The organism is Desulfosoma profundi (assembly GCF_055387865.1).
On record NZ_AP042420.1, the window covers coordinates 1,248,362 to 1,268,774 of the forward strand.

The following is a 20,413-nucleotide window of genomic DNA, read 5'->3' on the forward strand; positions in this document are numbered from 1 at the left end:
TCTGCGGTCATGGGACTCCACAAAAACATCCCGCTTTAAAAAAAAGGTTGGAGTCGGGTATTATGATGCCCCGAAAATTTTTCCCTCAAGACCCGAACATGTGGAGAGGTTTTTTATGATCATGAGATACACACGGCCGGAAATGGGCCGCATCTGGACTTTGGAAAACAAATATCGCAAGTGGTTGGACGTGGAACTGGCCGTGTGTGAGGCGCGGGCCGAACGCGGTGAAATCCCCCCCTGGGCCATCAAAGAGATTCGAGAAAAGGCGGCCTTCAGCGTCGAGCGGATCGATGAAATCGAACAGGAAACCCAACACGACGTCATCGCGTTCCTCACATGTGTGGCGGAACACGTGGGACCGGCCTCGCGCTTCATCCACGAGGGACTCACCTCCTCGGACGTCCTGGACACCGCCAACGCGCTGCTCTTCCTGGAAGCTTCCGATCTGCTCCTGGACGATCTGGACCGGCTCCTCGACGTGCTGAAACGTCGTGCCTTCGAATTCAAAGACACCGTCATGATGGGCCGTTCTCACGGGATTCATGCGGAACCCATCACCTTTGGTCTCAAATGGGCCCTGTGGTATGCGGAAATGCAACGCAACCGCCAACGATTGGTCCGGGCTCGAGACACCTTGAGGGTGGGAAAAATCTCCGGCGCCGTCGGCACTTACGCCAACATCGATCCGGATGTCGAACGCCGCGTGTGCCGGCGCCTCGGCCTGGAACCCGCGCCCATCAGTACGCAGGTCATCCAGAGGGATCGTTATGCCGAGTATTTCACCACCCTGGCCCTCATCGGATGCACCGTGGAAAAGATCGCCGTGGAGATCCGCCACCTGCAGCGCACCGAAGTGAGAGAAGCGGAAGAATACTTCGCCCCGGGCCAAAAAGGTTCGTCGGCCATGCCTCACAAACGCAACCCCATCGCTTCGGAAAACCTGTCCGGGTTGGCACGGGTGCTTCGAGGTTACGCCTTAGCGGCCATGGAAAATGTGGCTCTGTGGCATGAACGGGACATCAGCCATTCCTCCGTGGAACGGATCATCGGCCCGGACTCGACGATCCTTCTGGATTACATGCTGAACCGTCTGACGCGGGTTCTGGACAAACTCGTCGCATACCCGGAGAAAATGCGCCGAAACATGGAAATCACAGGGGGTTTGCTGTTCTCCCAGCGGGTGCTGTTGGCTTTGGTGGGCAAGGGCCTGAGCCGAGAAGAGGCCTATCGGCTGGTGCAAAGAAATGCCATGAAAGTGTGGCAGGAGGGCGGCCACCTCAAGACCCATCTCCACGCCGACCCCGAAGTCGCCGCACACCTTACGGCAGCGGAACTCGACGGGCTTTTTGACCTCGGCTATCACTTGAAGCACGTGGATGCCATTTTTCAGCGAGTTTTTGGGGATTCTTGAGCCGGAGCCGTGAACGCTCACGGCACGACGACGGGAATCTCGGGGACGGCACGCCCCTTGTGAGGGAAGGGGTTCTCAGCGCCTCGTGGCCAAGCCCACCTCGACCATCGGAGGAAAACGCAGCCGCTGAACCCGGGAAATCCACGGGTGGCGCTCCTCCGACGCCTCAAAACTCGGGGCTCATTTTCCCAAAATACCATCCGAGAATAAAAGGGCGGGACACGAAACCCGAAGCTCCTTGGGATCATACCCAAACGGCGAGTCCCAAGGAGACCGCCGACAACCTTTCTTTGTCAAACAGGAGCGCTCTAAATTTCCTGGGCGAGAGCCCGAACCGTCTGGGCCACATCCCCCCGAATGTGGAGCCGAAGCACGGGGCGACCGGCGGCCAGCAGAGCTTCCCTGTCGCCGAGCGCTTGCGCCGCGATCAATGTGCCGAAGGTGACCGTCGACGTCTCTCCACCGGGGTCGTCCGGAATGGGAAGATCCGTTTGCGGTTCGTCCGTGATTTGGATAAAAACCCCTTTGCCCCCGTCGCCTTTGTGAAGCTGCCCCGTGGAATGGAGAAACCGCGGTCCATAGCCGACGGTGACGGCTTTTTGGGTGCGGTCTCGAAGAGTTTTCTGCAGTTCTCGCAACGACGCCGTGACTTCCGCTGAAGGGGCCACATACGCGTGCACGCCGATATAGCCGGCCGCCGGCACGGCATCGACGAAGGCATGGAAAGCTTCCCTTACCGTAGATCCTGCCGCATGCCCGATGACATCCACATTGCGCCACTGGAGAGCCGTCGGCACATGGGGCAGGCGCCCTGATGCCGAATATTCGGCCAACATTTTTTTCGCCTGGACCTTGGCGGATTCCACGTTGGGCTGGTCGAAAGGATTGATCTCGAGCAGGTGGCCTGCCACCACCGTGGCAAACTCCCATAAAAAGAACAGAGCTCCTACCTCCTGCGGTCCCTCGGTCTGCACCCTCACTTGGGGAATACCCGCCCCAAAAAAATCGGAACCCCAATCCAATGGCCGGGCCCCACCACGATCTTTCCCGACACCGGTCAGCACAATCAACCGATCAGGACCGTAGGCGGCAGTCTCCCCAACGGGTTCGTCCACCACCGGGACAATACCCTTGCCTTCTTTCCCGGTGCTCTCGGCAATGAGCTGCTCCACCCAGTCGCCCAGATTGCCAAACGCGGCATCGGTCCACAGCGTCAATTTGTCCTGACCGTGCAGGGCCGCTGTACCCAGGACAGTCCCAAGCCATAGACCGGGGTTGCCACCCTGGGCACGGCCGTTTTCCCCTCGGCAACGTTCCGCCATGGCTTCGGCGCGCTCCAAAATGGATCGTCCGTCGAACCCCATGAGCGCCGCGGGCACGAGCCCAAAAAAGGTCAACGCCGAATAGCGCCCGCCCACATTGGGATCGTTTTGAAAGATCTTGCGGAACCGAAGCGACCGGGCCAACGTTTCCAATCCACTTCCCGGGTCGGTGATGGCACAGAAGTGATCCCCTGCCTTGTGCGGGCCCAAAAGGGCCGAGACCTGGCGGTAAAAATATTTAAACAGCGAAAGGGTCTCCACCGTGCCGCCGGACTTTGTGGACACAATGAAAAGCGTCTTGGCGAAGTCCAAGGAGTCACGGATCCGGGCGATGGCGTCAGGGTGGGTGGTATCGAGAACCGTGACGGTGAGGAGACCGTCCCGCTGAGGGCACATCCGGGATAAAACTTCCGGGGCAAGGCTCGAGCCCCCCATCCCCAGAAGCACGGCCCTTTGGAAACCGCTCCCCCGAATCTCCTGAGCAAACTCGTGGATCTCATCCCAATGTGGCTCCATGAGGGTGGGTGCTCGAAGCCATCCCAAACGATTGGTGATTTCCCGGGGCTCCGGCTTCCAGACCGTGTGATCGCCGCTCCAAATCCGAGCCACCACCCGTTCCGCCTGAATCCGCGACAATGCGGCCTGCACGGGCTCCGCCAATTCCCCCAAACGGCCTTCTAAAGAAACTCCGCTCTGCATGCCTCGCTCCCCTTTCCGCCCGTTCCGTTCTCACTCTAGGTGAAAAAACACGACGGGATCCCGGCTGACCGATCCCGGACCGAGCGTCTGTGCCCCCGCTCGGTCCAGGGACCACCAGATATCTTGGTAAGTCACATCCCTCGGAGCAGTGAGGACGAACCGGTAACCACGGATCCCTTGGGCATCTCGACCCCATTGAGCCCACAGGATTTTCAGAGCATTCTCAAATTCCTGGGCGCTTTGCCCAAGGTCACGCCTCCGTTCGGGCCGGGTCGGCTCATCAATGAATGCCTCGAGATCCTGTCGGAATCGCTGCCGACTTTCCAGGCTGTCCACGGCGCTGAGCCAGTGGGTCAGCTCTTCGGGGCTCAAACTATCCACTCGGGGAAAGGTGAACAACGCCGTCTCCCCCGGGTCCCACTGGTCGCCGTGCCTTTCCTTTGCCGTTTGGAGCGCATCCAGCGCCTCTTCCACCACGTCCCGGCTCAGTGCCGCCAACACAACCCGTTCGCCGGAAAACGTCATCTGGCTGAACAAACGAAACCAAAAGCCGATGCGCTGCCGCAACAGGTATCCGAAATGCCCCCATTCTGGACTCAAAGGGGGATTGCTCGTTTCCAAAGCTTTTTGCAATTCGGCGCTGTCTTCTTCATCGGCCCCTAGGGCTTGAAACAGTTTTTCCTCCAACCGGCCGACATCCTCGAGATTTCGTGACAGGTCCAGCTCTCGGACATCCAACTCCTTGCCCAATTCAAGAAAGACCGCCGCCTCTGTCAGGAGGCCATCGGCCGGATTGGGTGGATCCGGGCTCATCCCCCTGAGGATTGACTGGATGTGGCCCCGGGTTTCGGGAGCGGCATCCATCGCCCAATCCCGACTGAGAACGGCCATCAATCCATCTTCCCCGACACGTGAGCCCAATTCTCGATAGCCCTTGAGAAGACCTCGGACGCGAGCCCAAAATGTTTCATCCTTCGTCAAGACACGTTGGGCGCAGTACGGTGCAGCCCACTGCGGCACATGGGCCGGCTCAACAGACCGTAAACACTCCAGAGACGGCCACACGGTGAGAAAGCACCGGGCAGCGGTTTCCGGCAATACACTGTGAGGAAAAAGAAACGGGCGGACATTCGTCTGCTGCATTTACGCCACCTCGTCTTCCGATGAAGAATCCGTCCAAAAAAGTGGAGTTTCAGGAAGAACCATGCCGGCAATTCGGGCAGCTTCCTTAAGCAGCCGGCGCACGGCCTTTTCGCCCTCCGGACCCACATCTCGACTGAACTCGTTGACAAATGTCTCGATGTGACGCCGAATGACATCAGGTTCCATTTCTTGCGCGTGTTTGCAGATATACGGCCATACGGACTCCGGATGGCTTTGGGCCCAGTTGAGGCTTTCCACAATGGCCCGATCCGTAATTTTCGCGATCTCTCGCCCCAAACTCCGGCGAATCACGATGCATCCGAGCGGCAGGGGGCATCCCGTGTGTTCCTCCCACCACGTTCCCAGATCCAACACCAAGTGCAGCCCTAATCCGGCATAGGTAAACCGCCCTTCATGGATGACAAGCCCGGCGTCCACAGCGCCCGAGGCCACCGCCGGCAGGATTTTTTCGAAAGACATCTCCACACGCGGTCCCCGATGGAATCCGGCAAGCTCCAGAAGAAGGTTCGCCGTTGTCATGCGGCCGGGAATCGCCATGGTGGCCTCCGCCAAATCACCCGGGCCGTATGGTTTCCGGGCCACCACGATGGGACCGCACCCTCGGCCCAGAGCGCCCCCGGCACGAAGGATCCAGTAGTCCTTGAGGCAATAGACCGCAGCGTGGAAAGAGATCTTTGTCACATCCAGTCGAGCGTCTTTCGCCTTGCGGTTGAGCACTTCCACGTCGGCGAGAAACGGCTCATAGCGTACTCCGGTGGGTTGGACGGCACCGAGCGCCAATGCCCCGAAGATGAATGTGTCATTTGGGCACGTGGAATATCCTAGAGAGAGAATTTCGGGCAAGCGCCTCCTCCCCTGCAGAGCGCTCATGCCTCCCTATGCGGGACGGCATGTCGCTCTTTCCATGCACCACCCCTCGATCATCGCCGGAGACCTTCCTTCGGCGGACAAAAAAAATCCTCCGGTTTCCGGCGTATTGTCTCAAGCCACGTCCCAAGCACAGCGTGCCCGTGGGCCATCGCCTCCTTCATGCACCACGTGCTTCGGTCCCGCAGCCCCGCCCAATTGCTCACCCCTCGGCATTGAACCACGGAAACCTCATATCGGCGGCACACCTGCACCACCGCACTTCCTTCCATGTCCTCAGCCCACGCATCATACCGGGTAAAACGCTCTTTGGCGACCCATTCATCACCGCTGGACATGCTCACGGTGACCGACGGCCCGAAAAGCACCTGAAAAGCTCCCGTAGGGGGCTCCCCCATAGGGGGCTCCTGGACGGCCGACCTCGAGGAAGACCCCACTGCACAAGGCAGTGCGACCGGTAATCCTTTCAACGCTTCACCCAAACAATACAATCCCGGGGGTGTCAGTTGGGCGACAGCTTTCCAGAGGGGATCTTCGCTCAAATGAAAGCGGTCAAACACGGGGCTTCCCCTTTCGATCCCCACAGGAAAGCCGAGAGTGTCCATGCCGCGAATGCCGTGTCTCTCCCAAACACCCTCATCCCCCAAAGACACCGAAGAGGAGACCAAAACGTCGCCTAGCCGAAGGGGCCCTTGGGGGTACGCTCCTGCACTCCCAATCACCCAAACCATGGCGGGTCGGAAGTGCTCGATGAGGGCTGCCGCCCCTGCGGCGGCATTGACCTTACCGATCCCGAGACAGGCCAGCCCGACCTGGAGGCGTCCCAACCCGCCAGCCTGGATTGTTGTCCACCCCGCATCGCAGGACTCCACAGTCTCAAACCAACCGACCAGCCTGTCGACTTCGGAGGGCACCGCGCTGACGATCAAAAGATCCAGGCTCCGAAAATGCACTCTTTTACCCCTTGGGTGATCATCGTCCCCCCTCGGCGGAGCGTCCCCGACACAGGGTAGAGCCGACACCTCCGGACCCCCGGAACAGACCGGCCCCTCCATCCGTTCCATCCAGAAGGGTGGAACATTTTCGGACAAGCTCCTAACAAAGGGGCAAAACCCCTGTCAACGTCAAGGCAGTCCGGTTCGTGCGGTTGACTTCTCATCGAAAACTCCTTTATGAAGCGGTGATTCAAAATCATGATCCTCAAGCTCCGTGAGAAATCTCCCCTGTTCACCGGACCTTGAGCGCGAGAACCATATGGGGAAACAAGACCTTTCGCATAACGGCGCAATGAAAATCGGGGCGGTCCAGGTGGATCCTCCGGTGGTCATGGCTCCCATGGCAGGTGTGACAGACGGCCCATTCCTTGCCGTGCTCACGCGATTTGCCGTAGGTCTAGCCACCTCGGAGATGATGAGCGCCGAGGGGTTTCGGCGCCGGGACCCTTCCTGTCTGAGGATTCTGGATATCCCCTCACGGGTGAGGGTTCCCTTGGCCATTCAGATTTTCGGTGCCGACCCGAACGCCATGGCGGAAGCCGCTCGAGCCGTACAAGATAGCGGGGCCGCCATCGTTGACATCAATGCAGGATGTCCCGTCCGGAAAATCGTGCGACAGGGAGCAGGGGCCGCTCTGCTCAGGGATGCGGATCGGCTCTGCCGCATTGTGGAATCCGTCAAACGGGCGGTGTCCGTCCCGGTGACCGTCAAAACGCGCCTTGGCTGGGATCGGCAGGAAATTCATGTTCTCACCCTATGCCGAAGGATCCAGGAGGCTGGAGCGGACGCCGTGACCCTCCATGCCCGCACCGTCCGCCAAGTCTATGCGGGACGGGCCGACTGGAAGTGGATTCGATCACTGAAACAGGAGCTTACCATTCCGGTCATCGGAAACGGCGATGTGACCTCACCTTCCGATTTTTTCCGCATGAAGCAGGAAACGGGCTGTGATGCGGTGATGATCGGGCGTGGTGCCTTGGGAAACCCCTGGCTTTTTCACGTCATCGCCCAGCACCTCACGCCTCAAAGCCCTCTGACCCGACGGCCGACCTGGGAAGACTTCCGAAAGACCGTGTTCGACCACGCTCACCTTTTCATTCAGGAAAAACCCAAAGCCGTCGGCGCCCTTCGAAAGCATCTCGTGTGGTATACGAAAGGGTGCCCAAATTCTTCCACATGGCGGGCCCGGCTCATGCACGCCCCGGACCTTGCCGGCATCTTGGATCTTCTTGAAACCTTCGTTTCCGAGCTGGCCGTTTCAGAGGCCGACCTGCTGACCTGCAAGGTCCGGGATCCCGGTCCAGTCCTCATGACGCAGGAGCACCCATGAAAGTCATCGTGGCCGAAACGGCAGGTTTTTGCGAAGGCGTCCGAACGGCCTTGGAAACGACCTTGGAAGCGCTACGATCCAGGGACAAAATGCCTTTGTGCACCTTCGGGCCCCTTATTCACAACCGTCAGGTGCTGGCCATGCTCAAGGAGCGCGGTGTGGAAGAAGCCGCCACGGAAGAAGATTGTCGCGATCGGTGGGTTGTCATCCGCGCTCACGGGATCCCACCGGATCAGCGGCGCCGCCTGAAAGAGGTTTCCCGAGGACTCATTGACGCGACGTGCAAACGCGTGGCCCGAGTTCAAGCCATCATCCGCAAGTACGCGCGAAAAGGCTTTCATACTCTTATCGCCGGAGATCCCGATCATGCAGAAGTCATCGGCCTCATGGGTTATACGGAAGGACGGGGTGTGGTCATTCAGACGCCCGACGATCTGGAGCGACTCCCCACCAACTGGTCTTCCGTGTTGTTGGTGGCGCAGACCACCCAAAATGAAGAGGTGTTTCGAAACATCGAAGCCCGATTTCGAGAAAAGTATCCCCACGGCATTGTGGAAAACACCATCTGCGGGGCCACCCACGAACGCCAAAACGAAGTGCGGCGCCTTTGTCAGCATGTCGAGGCCATGGTCATTGTGGGAGGGACGCACAGCGGCAACACCATTCGGTTAGCGCAGACGGCTCGAGAATGCGGTGTTCCCACATATCACGTGGAGACGGAAAAGGATTTGGATCTCCGGGAGATGTCCCGATTCCACAGGGTGGGGGTTTCGGCCGGAGCGTCCACACCGAATTGGATGATCCGGGATGTGGTGCGATTTTTGGAAAACATCACGCCGGATCCACACGATTCAAGGACCACCCGGTGGCGCCATCGTTTGGAAAAGCTGGCCTACAACAACGTCGCGTGTGCCGCCGCGGCGGGTCTTCTCACGGAGGCGGTGTCTGCGCTCACGAATCTTCCCATCGGCTTTCCGCATGTCCTCATGGCTGCCGCCTACGCCTTTGCCATGCACACGCTGAACCGCTACATCGACCGGGAAGCCCTTCAACTGAACGACCCCCAGCGGGCATCTTATTACGAAAAAAACCGCGTCGCCTTTACCACGGCGGGCATCGCCGCCGCCGTTTTCGCCTTGGTCAGCTCCGCCGCCCAAGGGATCCTCCCAGGGGTTTTTATGGTCGTGATGCTCGCTTTCGGGTCCCTGTATGCCGTCCCTATTTTTCAACCGCGCTGGATTCATCGAGCGAGTGTGCTGAAGATCAAGGACATTCCTGGGTCCAAAACTTTTACCGTCCCGTTGGCCTGGGCGAGCGTCACCGTTTGGCTTCCCCATTTCCATCACATGGGAGACAGCCTCGGACGGCTGCTCTACGCTTTTGCGCTGGTGTTCCTGCTGGTGCTTGTCCGCACGGCGCTCTTGGACAGCCTCGATATTCAAGGCGACCGATTGGTAGGCCGCGAAACGATTGTCGTTTTGTGGGGAGAACAGAAATCCGGCCGGTTCATCGTGTTTGTGTTGGCGCTCCTCGCTTTGGTTTCGCTCCTTGGATCTTCCGTCGGACTGTCGACATCGTTCGGCATTTTCTTCGCGGCGGCCGCTCTCACCTACAGGGTGTTTTTCCGTTTTTCCCGAGGGCGTCGTCTCAAAGACGCCGCCCTCCTGGAAACCCTCATTGAGTCGGTTCTCGTGGGGCTGGGACTTCTCGGGTGTTTCTGGACCCGGCTGATGAGCCTGTGAAAACCGGACGTGGGCCATGGTGCCACATCTGACCAGCGTGATCATCCCCACACGAAACCGTGCGGCTATGCTGCGGGACGCCGTGGAATCAGTGCTCGCGCAGAAAGAAGCATCTTTCGAACTCATTGTTGTGGACGATGGGTCCGAAGACGACACGCCGCGCATGCTCGCCGCTTACGGAGAAGCTGTGCACACCATCCGCCTCGCACGCCCGAGCGGCGTGAGTGCGGCGAGGAATGCCGGGATCCAAGCTTCTCGAGGAGAATGGATTGCCTTTCTCGATTCCGACGATTTGTGGCTTCCGGGGAAGCTCCGCGCTCAGTTGGAGTATTTCAACGAGCATCCCCAAATGCGAATCTGCCAAACGGATGAAATCTGGGTGCAGAACGGCCGACGCCGCAATCCCAGGCGATATCACGCGAAACCGTCCGGATGGTGTTTTGAAAGGCTGCTGGAGCGCTGCCTTGTCAGCCCGTCGGCGGTGATGGTCCATCGCACCCTTTTTGAAGAAGTCGGGCTTTTCGACGAATCCCTCTTAGCCTGTGAAGACTATGACCTATGGCTGCGCATCGGGTGCCGCTATCCTATGGGGCTTGTCCCGAAGGCTTTGGTGATCAAAAGGGGTGGCCACGGGGATCAGCTCTCGGCCACGGTCCCCGCGTTGGACCGCTTTCGTCTTCGCGCCTTGGCCAAGCTCCTGCAGACAGAACCCCTGAGTGCCACCCAACGAGAGCATGTCGAACGCATCATTCAACACAAAGCGGCCGTTTACGCCGCGGGCTGCCTCAAGCGCGGTAAACTCGAGGAGGCTTCGTGGGCTCTCACGTTAGCCAAAAGCAACTCGGCGGGCGCCCATTCCAACTCGTCTTCATCCGTACACGCCCATCATGCGCTCCAGGGAAACCGCAGCTGAGTTGTCCGGGCCGAGGCGTTTAGAAGGCTTGCAGAATCCGCTGGAGCACAGATTCCATCTCACCGGGTCCGTACTTCTTTGCCGGCCATGGAACCTTGAACCCGTCGCCGGTTGTGCGAGGCATAAGATGAAAATGCACGTGGAAGATTTCCTGTCCTGAAATTTCGTAATTGTTTTGGAGGACGTTCATCCCCTCAGCATCCATCCCCTTAAAGACGGCAGCGGCCACCTTCTGCAAGGCGGCCCCACAGGCCGCCGCATCTTCCGGATCCATATCGAACAGGGTTTCCGAATGTTTTTTAGGAATGAGAAGAGTGTGGCCGGGCATGAGAGGGTTGATGTCCAAGAAGGCCAGCACACGCTCATCTTCATACACCTTGGCGCAAGGTATGTCGCCGGAAACGATTCGGCAAAAAATACAATCCGTCATGTTATCTCCTCCCTGGCATCCTCTCGGTGATCTTATTGCACTCCGTATCTTTCGGCCCTATAGTCCGACACGCCCGAGGGGCGATATCGCCTTTTGTCGGAAGAATACGATGGTGAGAGGCTATTGTGCAAGTTTTGGAGGCAAAGCCCATCAGGAGAGCCCGGAGGGAAACCATGCACGGTGCCGATGAAAGCCCCATGACTTTGGACGATCTCTATGCCCTCATTCCCCCTATGCAGTGTCTGCCCGGATGTACGGACTGCTGCCGCCTCTTCGGGGTGCCTTCCCGCACCCGTGAGGAAGACGCCCGTATCCGGGCCTATTTGGAAGCTCAAGGGCGAAAGATTTTGACCGCTCACGGAACCACCTGTCCGTACCTTGCCGATCACGGCTGTACGATCTACCCGGTGCGCCCGTTCACTTGTCGGTTATTTGGGACAACACCGAACGTGTTGTGCCCCCATGGGGCCCGCCCCGTGGAGCTGCTTCATGAAGATATGGAGGCGGAAATTCACCATCGCTACCGCCTGATGTGGCCATAATTCCAAAACATCTTCGGGGTCAATCTCTGCGATGAGACCCCGAAGGCGCGAGCCGTCACTATGGACTCTCAGAAAGTCGGACCAGGGCATCACAGAATTTGGTTTCCGATTATCGTCTCCAGCGCCATTCTTCTCGCCGGGATCGCCGCCATGGCGGCTTTGGCGTCTCTGAAGAAACCTCCCGCGCAAGCCGTTTATCAAGAACAAGCGTTCAAGGTGGAGATCCGAGAGGCCCGGCCGGAAGATGCGCCTGTGGTCCTGACGGGCTATGGCGAAGCCCATTCCATCCGCAGCGTGATCCTGTCCCCGGAAGTTTCGGGAATGGTCGTGGCCGTGCATCCTCGTCTGCTCGTCGGGGAAATCGTCCCTGAAGGGGATGTCTTGTTTCAGATCGATCCCCGGGACTATGAGTCGGCGTTGGCACAGGCGGAGGCTCAGGTCACGCAACTGGAAAACACGGTCCAACGGCTCCAGAAAGAATGGGAACTGGAAAAGCGGCGCCTCGCGATCCTGCAACGGACACGGGATCTCGCTCTCACAGAATATCAAAGACTGCAACGTCTCTACGACGAAAGTCGAGTCGGGACACGCTCCGGGGTGGAAGCCGCCGAAAAAGCCTATAATCAGGCCCTGGATCAGCTCCAGTTGGTGGAACAAAACCTCGCGGTGTATCCCATGCGGCTGCGCGAAGCCCAAAGCAGCTTAGAGGCGGCCCGGGCGCAAAAGCAGCGGGCCCTGACCCAGCGTGAGCGATGCACAGTGAGGGCGCCCTTTACGGGCCGCATCGCGACAAAATCCGTGGAACCCGGGCAGTTCCTCACTCCCGGCGCGCCCGCCGTGACGTTTGCCGACGATTCCCTCCTGGAGATCCTCGTGCCTCTCGACAGTGAAGACGCGCGCCGGTGGCTTCTGTTCGACGCGGACAGGCATCCTGGGGACATGGCGTGGTTTCAAGGACTCCGTCAAGTGCCATGCGTTGTGCGCTGGACCGAAGATCCCGAGCATCAGACCTGGCAAGGATTCCTCCACCGAGTCGTGGCCTTTGACCGCACGAGCCGCACCCTGACGGTGGCGGTCCGCGTCCCGGGAGGGCTCTCCTCTCCCAAAGACGCCGCCAGGCTGCCATTGGTCGACGGCATGTTCTGCGCCGTGGATATCCCCGGACGGACCCTGCGCCAAGTGGTGCGATTACCCCAATGGGCGGTGACCTATGACAGCAAAGTGTATGTGGCCGTGGAAAACCGCTTGAAGACGGTCCCGGTCCGCGTGGCCCGCCTCCAAGGGGAAGAAGCGCTCGTTTCGGAGGGCATCCACGCGGGCGACCGGGTCATTGTAACCCGGCTCGTCAACCCACTGGAAAATATGCTCCTCGACCTTGGGGAAACCCATTCCCGGCCGTTAAAGGAATCCATGCCATGAAATCCCTGCTGGCGGCTTTCGCCAGGAACAAAGTCTTTGCCAACATCGTCCTGGTCTTGATCTTCACGGCGGGCATCATGGCCGGCGTGTTCATGATCAAGGAAAACTTCCCCGAATTTTCCTTGGACATGATCACCATCACCGTGCCTTACCCCGGAGCTGATCCTGAAGAGGTGGAGGAAGGGATTTGTCGCAAGATCGAAGAAGCCTTGGAAGGGGTGGAAGGCATCAAACAGATCATCACGCAGGCTCAAGAAAACGTGGGAACGGCAACCATCGAGGTCATGGAGAACGCCGATCTTCGCGTCGTGCTGGATCGAGTTCGGGCGAAAATTGATGCCGTGTCCACCTTCCCGGTGGACGCAGAACAACCGGTCATTACGGATGTGACGCTGCGAAGCCCTATTGCCCTCGTGTACCTCTCGGGAAACATGAGCGAAGGGCGTCTCAAAGAATGGGCCGAAAGGATCAAAGACGAACTCCAGGCCCTGCCCGAAATCTCCCAGGTGGAAACCTTCGGCACCCGGGACTATGAAATTCATATCGAAGTGTCGGAAAAAACGTTGCGCCGCTACGGCCTCACTTTCGCCCAAGTGGCGGACGCCGTGCGCAGGAGCAATCTCAACCTGGCCGGGGGAACCATTCGCACCGAAGGGGAGGAAATTCGGGTGCGCACCGTGGGACGCCGCTACACAGGTGAAGAGCTGGCCTCCCTTGTCCTTCTCGCAACACCGGACGGCGCCATGATCCCCTTGGGTCGGGTCGGTCGGATTGTGGACGGATTCACGGAGGATCCGATCCGAGCCTCGGTGAACGGGCAGCCGGCCGTGATGCTCATTGTGTTTAAGACATCCCAGGAGGACGCCCTGGCCATCTCCAGCGCCGTGACCCGGTTTGTCGAACGAAAGGCAAAAGAGCTGCCGGATTCCTTGCACATCAAGATCCTTTACGATACCACGGACATGCTCCGGGCCCGCATTCACCTTCTCCTCAGGAACGGCCTGTACGGCCTCCTCCTGGTGCTCGTCCTCCTCTGGCTCTTCTTGGACGTTCGTCTGGCCTTCTGGGCCGGCATGGGCATCCCGGTTTCGGTGGCAGGGGCTTTGGCCATCGTGTGGGGTCTCGGTGGCACCATCAATATGATCTCTCTTTTCGCCTTGATCATGGTCGTGGGAATCATCGTCGACGATGCCATCGTGGTCGGTGAAGCCATTTTCGTCCATCGACAGAGAGGAGAACCGGCGCTCAGGGCGGCTGTCGAGGGAACGAGGGAAGTGGGGCTCCCCGTGGTGGCCGCCGTGACGACAACCATCGTCGCCTTTATCCCCCTCGCCTTTGTCGGTGGCATCATGGGAAAGTTTATTGCCATTCTCCCACAGGTGGTTGTGGCCTGTCTGAGCGTCTCTCTCCTCGAGTGCCTCACCCTGCTGCCTGCTCATCTCAACGATCTTCCCGATCCCAATCATCGGGAATCAAAACCCGCCACCCTTCGTCGACTTCTCGACGGAATACAGCGGAAGGTCCAGTGGGGAACGGACTGGTTCATCGAGCGAGTGTATCTTCCGTCCCTTCGTTTCTTTCTCAAGTGGCGTTATATCGGACTGAGCGCGGCCATCGCGGTTCTGCTCATCAGCCTTGGGGTCATCCAGGGCGGCATCGTGAAGTTCATCGTCTTTTCCGAAATCGACGGGTTCGTCATCAACGCGACCATCGAATTTCCGGAGGGCACGCCGGTGGACGTCACCCACGAGGCTGTCAGCCGGGTTGAAAACGCTTTGCTCCGTCTCAACGAGCGTCTCAAAACCCGCACGGGACAGCCGCTGCTCGTGGACCGCCTGGTGCTGGTCGGTCAAACCCTCGGCCAGGTGCCCTCTCGGGGCCCGCACTTCGGTGCCATTCAGGCCATCCTCCTGGACTCGGAAAAAAGGGGTATCCACTCCAAGGACATTATGGTGGCCTGGGAGAAGGAAACGGGGCGAATTCCCGGCATCAAATCTTTGACTTTTGAAGGCATGGAGGCGGGGCCACCGGGTGCGCCTATCGAGGTGTGGATCCAAGGGGAAAATATGAACCACATCGTGGCGGCCTCCGAAGAGCTCATGGAACGGCTCAGGCGTTTCGACGGCGTGTACCAGATCCGGTCCGATTATGCCGCAGGGAAAAGAGAACTGCGACTGAGGCTGAAACCGGAAGCCCACGCCTTGGGGCTCACCGTGGAGGATTTGGCCCGCCAGATTTACGCAGGCTACTACGGGGAAGAAGCGCTTCGCATACAGCGGGGTCGGGACGATATCCGCATCAAGGTGCGCTACACCGAAGAGGAACGACGCGATCTGTCCAAGCTTGACCACGTTCGCATTCGAACCGCTCAGGGGGCCGAGGTGCCCTTGCGATCGGTGGCCTCCCTTGAATCCGCCCCGGGATATGCCCAAATCACCCGAACGGACGGCATGCGCCGCGTCGCCGTGAGTGCGGCCGTGGACAGCGACCGAGCCAATGCTCAGGAAATCTTTCAAGAGCTTTCGGCAGGCTTTTTCCCCGATCTGGAAAAACGCTACCCCGGATTGCGCATCGCGGTGCAAGGGGAAAAGAAGAAAATGCGCGAATCCCTGTCGAGTCTCAAAGTGGGTTTCCCTTTAGCACTGCTCGGCATATTCATCATCATCGCGACAATTTTTCGGTCCTACGTTCAGTCCGTGATCATCATGGTGACAATCCCTTTTGGGCTCATCGGGGCGGTGGTCGGCCATCTCCTCATGGGATTCGACATCTCCATCATGAGCCTCTTCGGGATGGTGGCTTTGACGGGTGTCGTCGTCAATGATGCCATTGTGCTTATCGAACGGGTGAACGAAAACCTCGCGGAAGGCATGCGCTTTTTTGACGCGGTTGTGGAAGGCGGAAGACGTCGATTCCGGGCGGTCGTTCTGACCACGGTGACCACCGTGGGGGGCCTCATGCCCATGGTTCTGGAAACGGACTTTCAAGCACGTTTCCTCATTCCCATGGCGGTGACCCTGGCCGCCGGGGTGGCTTTCGCCACGGTTTTGACCTTGGTTTTGATTCCAGCGCTTTTTGCCATCCTGAACGATATCCGCTTGGTGCTGTATCGTGCACGGAACGGCCGTTGGCCCCAACGTCGCGAAGATGTGGAACCCGCACAACGCCGAAAAAACAACGGCCTCGACACAAAGCCGGTCAATTCGGTGGACGCCCTTGCCGCCTAAAGCGGCGATGGAAAAACGGTGTGAACGTGAAAAACGCTTTAACGCCAACATAGACGTTGAGGAAGATGTCCCATGCGTCAAAAACGGATGCCGAGACGGGCGTGGCTCGTCCTTCTTTGGTTTTTATTGATGTCAGCCGTCGCCGGCGCCCAATCCCCGGCGATTCAATCCGATGCCAGCCCGGAGGATCACGTCCCTCTGATTCGCCCGCCTGCCTCTTGGACCTGAAGACGGCGCAACGTTTCGCTTTGGAAGCCAATCCGTCGCTTAGTGCCGCCCAGGCTCGGGCGGCGCAAGCCCGAGAAAGGGTCCGGCAGGCTTGGTCACGGTATCTGCCGCGCATCGAAGGATCGGCGCGGGCCACCCATGTGCGCACCCCGGAAAGCCAAGGCAGCGCCCTTTCTTCCTCAGGGATCACCTCGATCAGTCCGGGACTTTATCCGGGAATGCGGGAAGACGTTTACAACGCCTCCTTGAGCGCCACACTGACGCTCTTTGACGGCTTTTATCGGGAATTTTCGCTGGCCGCCTCGCGGTTTCACGAAGAGGAAAGCAAAGAGGCCTATCGCGAAGCCCGGCGCGTGCTTCTTGAAGCCGTCGCGGACAGCTATTTTTTGGCGCAACTGGCCCGGCAACGGCGTAACATTGCCGAGGCCGACGAAGCCTTCAACACGCGGCAGCTCAAAGACGCCCAGGCCAGAGAGGCCCTTGGGGCCGGGGCTCTCAGCGACGTCTTGAACTTTCAGGTTCAGGTGAATCTGGCCCGGGCCCAAAAGATCCAAGCCGACGAGCAATACCGGGTCGCCCTTACAGGCCTGGCGGCTCTCCTTGGCCTTCCCGAGGGCGCCTTCGACAATCAGACCGCACTGGCCCCTTTAGCCGACCTCGACCCTTGCCTTTTGAACCCACCCTCCCTCGCCGACGCCGTCACCTATGCCATGGACCACCGTCCAGACCTTCAGCAGGCTCGATTCACCCTTCGCGCCGCCCAAGCGGCGGTGGGATCGGCCAGGTCACGCTTCTCTCCATCCCTGAATCTCTTCGGTACACTGGAAGGATCACGGACTCATGACGCACGTCTGGAACAGGACGATTTCGGTTCATCCCTCGGGGTCGCGGTAGTCGTGCCGATGTTTTCGGGCGGAGAGGACTTTTTCAGGGTCCGAGAGGCACGACAGTCTCAGCGGGAGGCTCAAAAAACGTTGGAAAATGTCGCCGTGGAAGCCGTCTCCCAGGTCAAGGCAGCTGTGGAACAGATCCTCGGGGCTCAGGAGCAAGTCCGGCTCCAGTTGGAAAACGCCGCCTTGGTCCAAAGGACCCGGGATCTCGTCGAAAAAGAATACGCCGCAGGCCAAGCCTCTTTGGTCCGCCTGACCCAAGCCCAAAGAGATCTGGTGCAAGCCCAGAGTCAGCTTGCCCAAAGCCGAATTTCCTTAGAAAACGCCTGGGTGCGATTCCACGCGGCCACGGGGAAAATCCTGGAAGGTTTTTAACTCCATCAGGCCGCACCGAAGGAAAACTCCCGGGCACCTTTATCACGATTTCCCACCTGAAAGGCTTCGCCACCTCGGTCCTGCAAAAACCCGTCTGCAGCCTTGATCCCACAGACGACCCGAAGGACACCCATGATGCCTTTGAAGGAGACATGCACCGAAATGTTCCCATTCCACCCACACTGATATTTCCCCCAGCCGATCTTGAGGGGGGAAGGCAGGCTCAGTGCACCCGAAAGGCCTGAGCGCTGGGTCCGCCCACTCAAAAGCCATAGGGAACCATTGGTAGGAGAAGGATTCCTGGGTCTTTTCTCGAGCCCCGCAGGGAATTCCCCCCCGAAATGCAGGGGGGGATGCCTAGAATGCCTCTCCTTGAGAAGAAAATCTCTTGACATGTGCATGGGGCCTGTTTTCTAGTGCGGTTTCTGGTCGCCCGGGTTCCCGGTACAGGGGACGGCTCCCCCTTTTGTTCGGCAACGGGATCGGTTCATCATGGACGGAACAAGCATTGAGGTGGCCTTTTATGAAATTCTGGAGAACTCCTCTGGATGTGGATGAGATCCACATCTCCAAGGGCCGGGTCGTGATCCTTGAAGATCGATGCAAGGGCTGCGGCTACTGCATCGCGTTTTGTCCCCGGGATGTCCTGGAAGAGTCCAAACGGTTCAACGCCAAAGGCTATCATCCACCCGAAGTCAAGCATCCGGAGGCGTGTGTCAACTGCCACTACTGCGAAATCATCTGCCCGGACCTGGCCATCTATTCCGTGGAAATCCCGGCGGAATCCACCCAGTCGGGGATTCCTGTCCGCAGCGGGTCCGCAAGCTCGTAAGGTCCAAGGAGGAGCGTGATATATGAAACCAGCGGTGTGGACCGGTGAGCATTTCATCACCGGGGATGTCGCCTGCGCCGAAGGGGCTTTGGCGGCAGGATGCCGATTCTTTGCCGGCTACCCCATCACCCCGGCGACGGAAATCGCCGAACACATGTCGGACCGGCTGCCCGATGTGGGCGGCACGTACATTCAGATGGAAGACGAAATCGCGGCTATGGCCGCGGTCCTTGGGGCTTCGTGTGCCGGCGTCAAGAGCATGACGGCCACGTCGGGCCCTGGATTCAGCCTCATGATGGAAAACATCGGTCTCGGGATCTGCACGGAAACCCCATGTGTGGTCGTGAATGTGCAGCGAGCCGGTCCGTCGACAGGCCTCCCCACGTTGGGGGCCCAAGGCGACATGATGCAGGCGCGTTGGGGATCCCATGGGCATTACGAAATCATCGCCCTGGCACCGGCCTCTCCGCAGGAGATCTTCTATCAGACCATCACCGCCTTCAATCTCAGCGAGAAGTATCGGCTTCCCGTGCTCATCATGAGCGATGAAGTCATCGGCCATTTGAGTGAAAGGGTGGTGATCCCCGAGGCGTCGGCCATTCGCACGGTGACCCGACGCCGCCCCAAAGGCCGCAAAGACCGGTTCAAGCCCTATAATCCCGGCCCGGATGGGGTGGCGCCCATGGCCGATGCCGGGGATGGTTATCGCATCCATGTGACGGGTCTGACCCACGATGAACGCGGCTATCCGGTCATGACCCCGGAATGCCATGCGGAAATGGTCGCCCGAATCACCGGAAAGATTCGGCGCAATCTGGCAGACATCCTACAGACGGAGGCGTATCGGCTGGAGGATGCGGACGTGGCCATCATTTCCTACGGGGTCTCTTCCCGCAGCAGCCTGGCGGCGGTGGACGAAGCCCGTGAGCGCGGCATCAAGGCGGGCCTGCTCCGCCTCATTACCGTGTGGCCTTTTCCCGAAGAGGCCGTGGCGGCGCTGTCCCGGAAAGTCAGAGCCATTTTCACCGTGGAGATCAACCTGGGGCAGATTCACCTGGAAGTGGAACGGTGCACCCGGGGCAGAGTCCCCTGTCATCTCGTGGGGCATGCCGGCGGAAGCGTCATCCCTCCGGAACAGATTGTCCGCGCCATGAAGGAATCGCTATGAAAAAACCCAAAGCGTCCCCGGTCCATCCTTTGGATCCTTTGGTTCGCACCGACCGGGTCCCTCACATCTGGTGTCCCGGGTGCGGCATCGGCACCGCTTTTTCCGCGTGCCTCATGGCCCTCACCCACAGCGGTCTCGACCTGGATAAAACAGTCATGGTGTCCGGCATCGGCTGTTCGGGACGAGCCGCCGGCTACACGCGCTTGGATTCGTATCACACGACCCACGGTCGCGCCGTTCCCTTTGCCACGGGAATGAAACTGGCGCGACCGGAACTCCATGTCATCGTCTTCAGCGGAGACGGCGACTTGTTCGCCATCGGCGGGAATCACATCATTCACGCGGCCCGCCGCAACATCGACATCACGGTGTTGTGCGTCAACAACCTGAACTACGGCATGACCGGGGGGCAGGTCGCCGCCACGACACCCCCGTTGGCCAAGACGACCACCACACCGCGAGGGAATCCCGAGCAGCCTTTCAACCTGCCCCATCTCGTTTACGCGGCGGGAGCCACTTATGTGGCCCGATGGACCATCCTTCACACGCGGGACCTCACCCAATCGGTTCAAGAAGCCCTCCATCACAAGGGCTTCGCTTTCATCGAAGTCCTTGCGCCGTGCCCCACGGGATACGGCCGACGCAACAAGGAACGCCCTCTGGATACCCTCAAGCTTTACCAAAACCGCACCATTGTCAAAAACGGCGCCAACCCGGCGGAGGCGGCCATGGACTTTGAGCGAGGCATTGTGTTGGGCAAATTTGTGGAAGAGCATCGCCCGACGTGCATTGAGATGTACGACCGAACATGCCGCCTGTCCGATTCGGTCGTGGGCTGAAAAGAGGACCAGACCCC

The 20,413-nt window shown here is 59.3% G+C and carries 16 protein-coding genes; 11 read left to right on the forward strand and 5 right to left on the reverse strand.

The genetic code is table 11. From position 1 onward, the window contains the following. Positions 1 to 115 precede the first annotated feature (115 nt). Positions 116 to 1,414, forward strand: a complete 1,299-nt coding sequence (gene purB, locus ACZ5K9_RS05490) for an adenylosuccinate lyase (RefSeq protein ID WP_464273418.1) — start codon at positions 116 to 118, stop codon at positions 1,412 to 1,414. A gap of 308 nt (positions 1,415 to 1,722) precedes the next feature. Here the strand turns inward: purB and ACZ5K9_RS05495 are convergent, their stop codons facing one another. From ACZ5K9_RS05495 to ACZ5K9_RS05510, 4 genes are all read right to left on the reverse strand, one after another. Beyond that, a complete protein-coding gene (locus ACZ5K9_RS05495) occupies positions 1,723 to 3,435 on the reverse strand; it encodes a glucose-6-phosphate isomerase (protein ID WP_464273419.1) in 1,713 nt (570 codons plus the stop codon). Between the two features lie 30 nt (positions 3,436 to 3,465). Next, complete coding sequence (locus ACZ5K9_RS05500; protein ID WP_464273420.1) at positions 3,466 to 4,578, reverse strand: hypothetical protein; 1,113 nt, start codon at positions 4,576 to 4,578, stop codon at positions 3,466 to 3,468. Further along, a complete protein-coding gene (locus ACZ5K9_RS05505) occupies positions 4,579 to 5,442 on the reverse strand; it encodes a 1,4-dihydroxy-6-naphthoate synthase (RefSeq protein WP_464273421.1) in 864 nt (287 codons plus the stop codon). Positions 5,443 to 5,519: 77 nt separating this feature from the next. Then, entirely contained in the window at positions 5,520 to 6,419 is a 900-nt protein-coding gene (locus ACZ5K9_RS05510) for a phosphorylase family protein (protein ID WP_464273422.1), read from the reverse strand. Positions 6,420 to 6,720: 301 nt separating this feature from the next. Here ACZ5K9_RS05510 and dusB point away from each other — a divergent pair, with 301 nt between their 5' ends. Genes dusB through ACZ5K9_RS05525 form a run of 3 tightly spaced genes read left to right on the forward strand, consistent with a single transcriptional unit; the run spans position 6,721 to position 10,446 of the window. Continuing rightward, a complete protein-coding gene (gene dusB / locus ACZ5K9_RS05515) occupies positions 6,721 to 7,791 on the forward strand; it encodes a tRNA dihydrouridine synthase DusB (RefSeq protein WP_464273423.1) in 1,071 nt (356 codons plus the stop codon). Beyond that, positions 7,788 to 9,533: a 4-hydroxy-3-methylbut-2-enyl diphosphate reductase gene (ispH, locus tag ACZ5K9_RS05520; protein WP_464273424.1), complete on the forward strand. Its 1,746-nt coding sequence runs from the start codon at positions 7,788 to 7,790 to the stop codon at positions 9,531 to 9,533. The genes dusB and ispH overlap by 4 nt, the downstream gene beginning before the upstream one ends. A gap of 16 nt (positions 9,534 to 9,549) precedes the next feature. Then, entirely contained in the window at positions 9,550 to 10,446 is an 897-nt protein-coding gene (locus ACZ5K9_RS05525; RefSeq protein ID WP_464273425.1) for a glycosyltransferase family 2 protein, read from the forward strand. Positions 10,447 to 10,465: 19 nt separating this feature from the next. On the opposite strand, the gene ACZ5K9_RS05530 is transcribed toward ACZ5K9_RS05525, so the two are convergent. Beyond that, the gene (locus ACZ5K9_RS05530) at positions 10,466 to 10,876 is read right to left on the reverse strand and encodes an HIT family protein (protein ID WP_464273426.1); all 411 of its coding nucleotides are present in this window, start codon (positions 10,874 to 10,876) and stop codon (positions 10,466 to 10,468) included. Between the two features lie 173 nt (positions 10,877 to 11,049). Between ACZ5K9_RS05530 and ACZ5K9_RS05535 the strand changes: the two genes are divergently transcribed. The 7 genes from ACZ5K9_RS05535 (at position 11,050) to ACZ5K9_RS05565 (ending at position 20,396) form a co-directional block, all read left to right on the forward strand. After that, positions 11,050 to 11,418 (forward strand): YkgJ family cysteine cluster protein, encoded by a 369-nt coding sequence (locus tag ACZ5K9_RS05535; RefSeq protein WP_464273427.1) that lies wholly within the window; start codon positions 11,050 to 11,052, stop codon positions 11,416 to 11,418. A 60-nt stretch (positions 11,419 to 11,478) separates the two neighbouring features. Next, complete coding sequence (locus ACZ5K9_RS05540; protein ID WP_464273428.1) at positions 11,479 to 12,837, forward strand: efflux RND transporter periplasmic adaptor subunit; 1,359 nt, start codon at positions 11,479 to 11,481, stop codon at positions 12,835 to 12,837. Next, positions 12,834 to 16,064 carry an efflux RND transporter permease subunit gene (locus tag ACZ5K9_RS05545; protein ID WP_464273429.1) on the forward strand — a complete coding sequence of 1,077 codons (3,231 nt, stop codon included), beginning with the start codon at positions 12,834 to 12,836 and terminating at the stop codon, positions 16,062 to 16,064. Before ACZ5K9_RS05540 ends, ACZ5K9_RS05545 begins: the two co-directional genes overlap by 4 nt. A 101-nt stretch (positions 16,065 to 16,165) precedes the next feature. Continuing rightward, positions 16,166 to 17,557, forward strand: coding sequence for a TolC family protein (locus ACZ5K9_RS05550; protein ID WP_464273430.1), 1,392 nt, complete (start codon positions 16,166 to 16,168; stop codon positions 17,555 to 17,557). 523 nt (positions 17,558 to 18,080) lie between these two features. Beyond that, positions 18,081 to 18,389, forward strand: coding sequence for a 4Fe-4S dicluster domain-containing protein (locus tag ACZ5K9_RS05555; RefSeq protein ID WP_464273431.1), 309 nt, complete (start codon positions 18,081 to 18,083; stop codon positions 18,387 to 18,389). A 22-nt stretch (positions 18,390 to 18,411) separates the two neighbouring features. Next, complete coding sequence (locus ACZ5K9_RS05560) at positions 18,412 to 19,557, forward strand: 2-oxoacid:acceptor oxidoreductase subunit alpha (protein ID WP_464273432.1); 1,146 nt, start codon at positions 18,412 to 18,414, stop codon at positions 19,555 to 19,557. Then, the gene (locus tag ACZ5K9_RS05565) at positions 19,554 to 20,396 is read left to right on the forward strand and encodes a 2-oxoacid:ferredoxin oxidoreductase subunit beta (RefSeq protein WP_464273433.1); all 843 of its coding nucleotides are present in this window, start codon (positions 19,554 to 19,556) and stop codon (positions 20,394 to 20,396) included. Before ACZ5K9_RS05560 ends, ACZ5K9_RS05565 begins: the two co-directional genes overlap by 4 nt. Positions 20,397 to 20,413 lie beyond the last annotated feature (17 nt).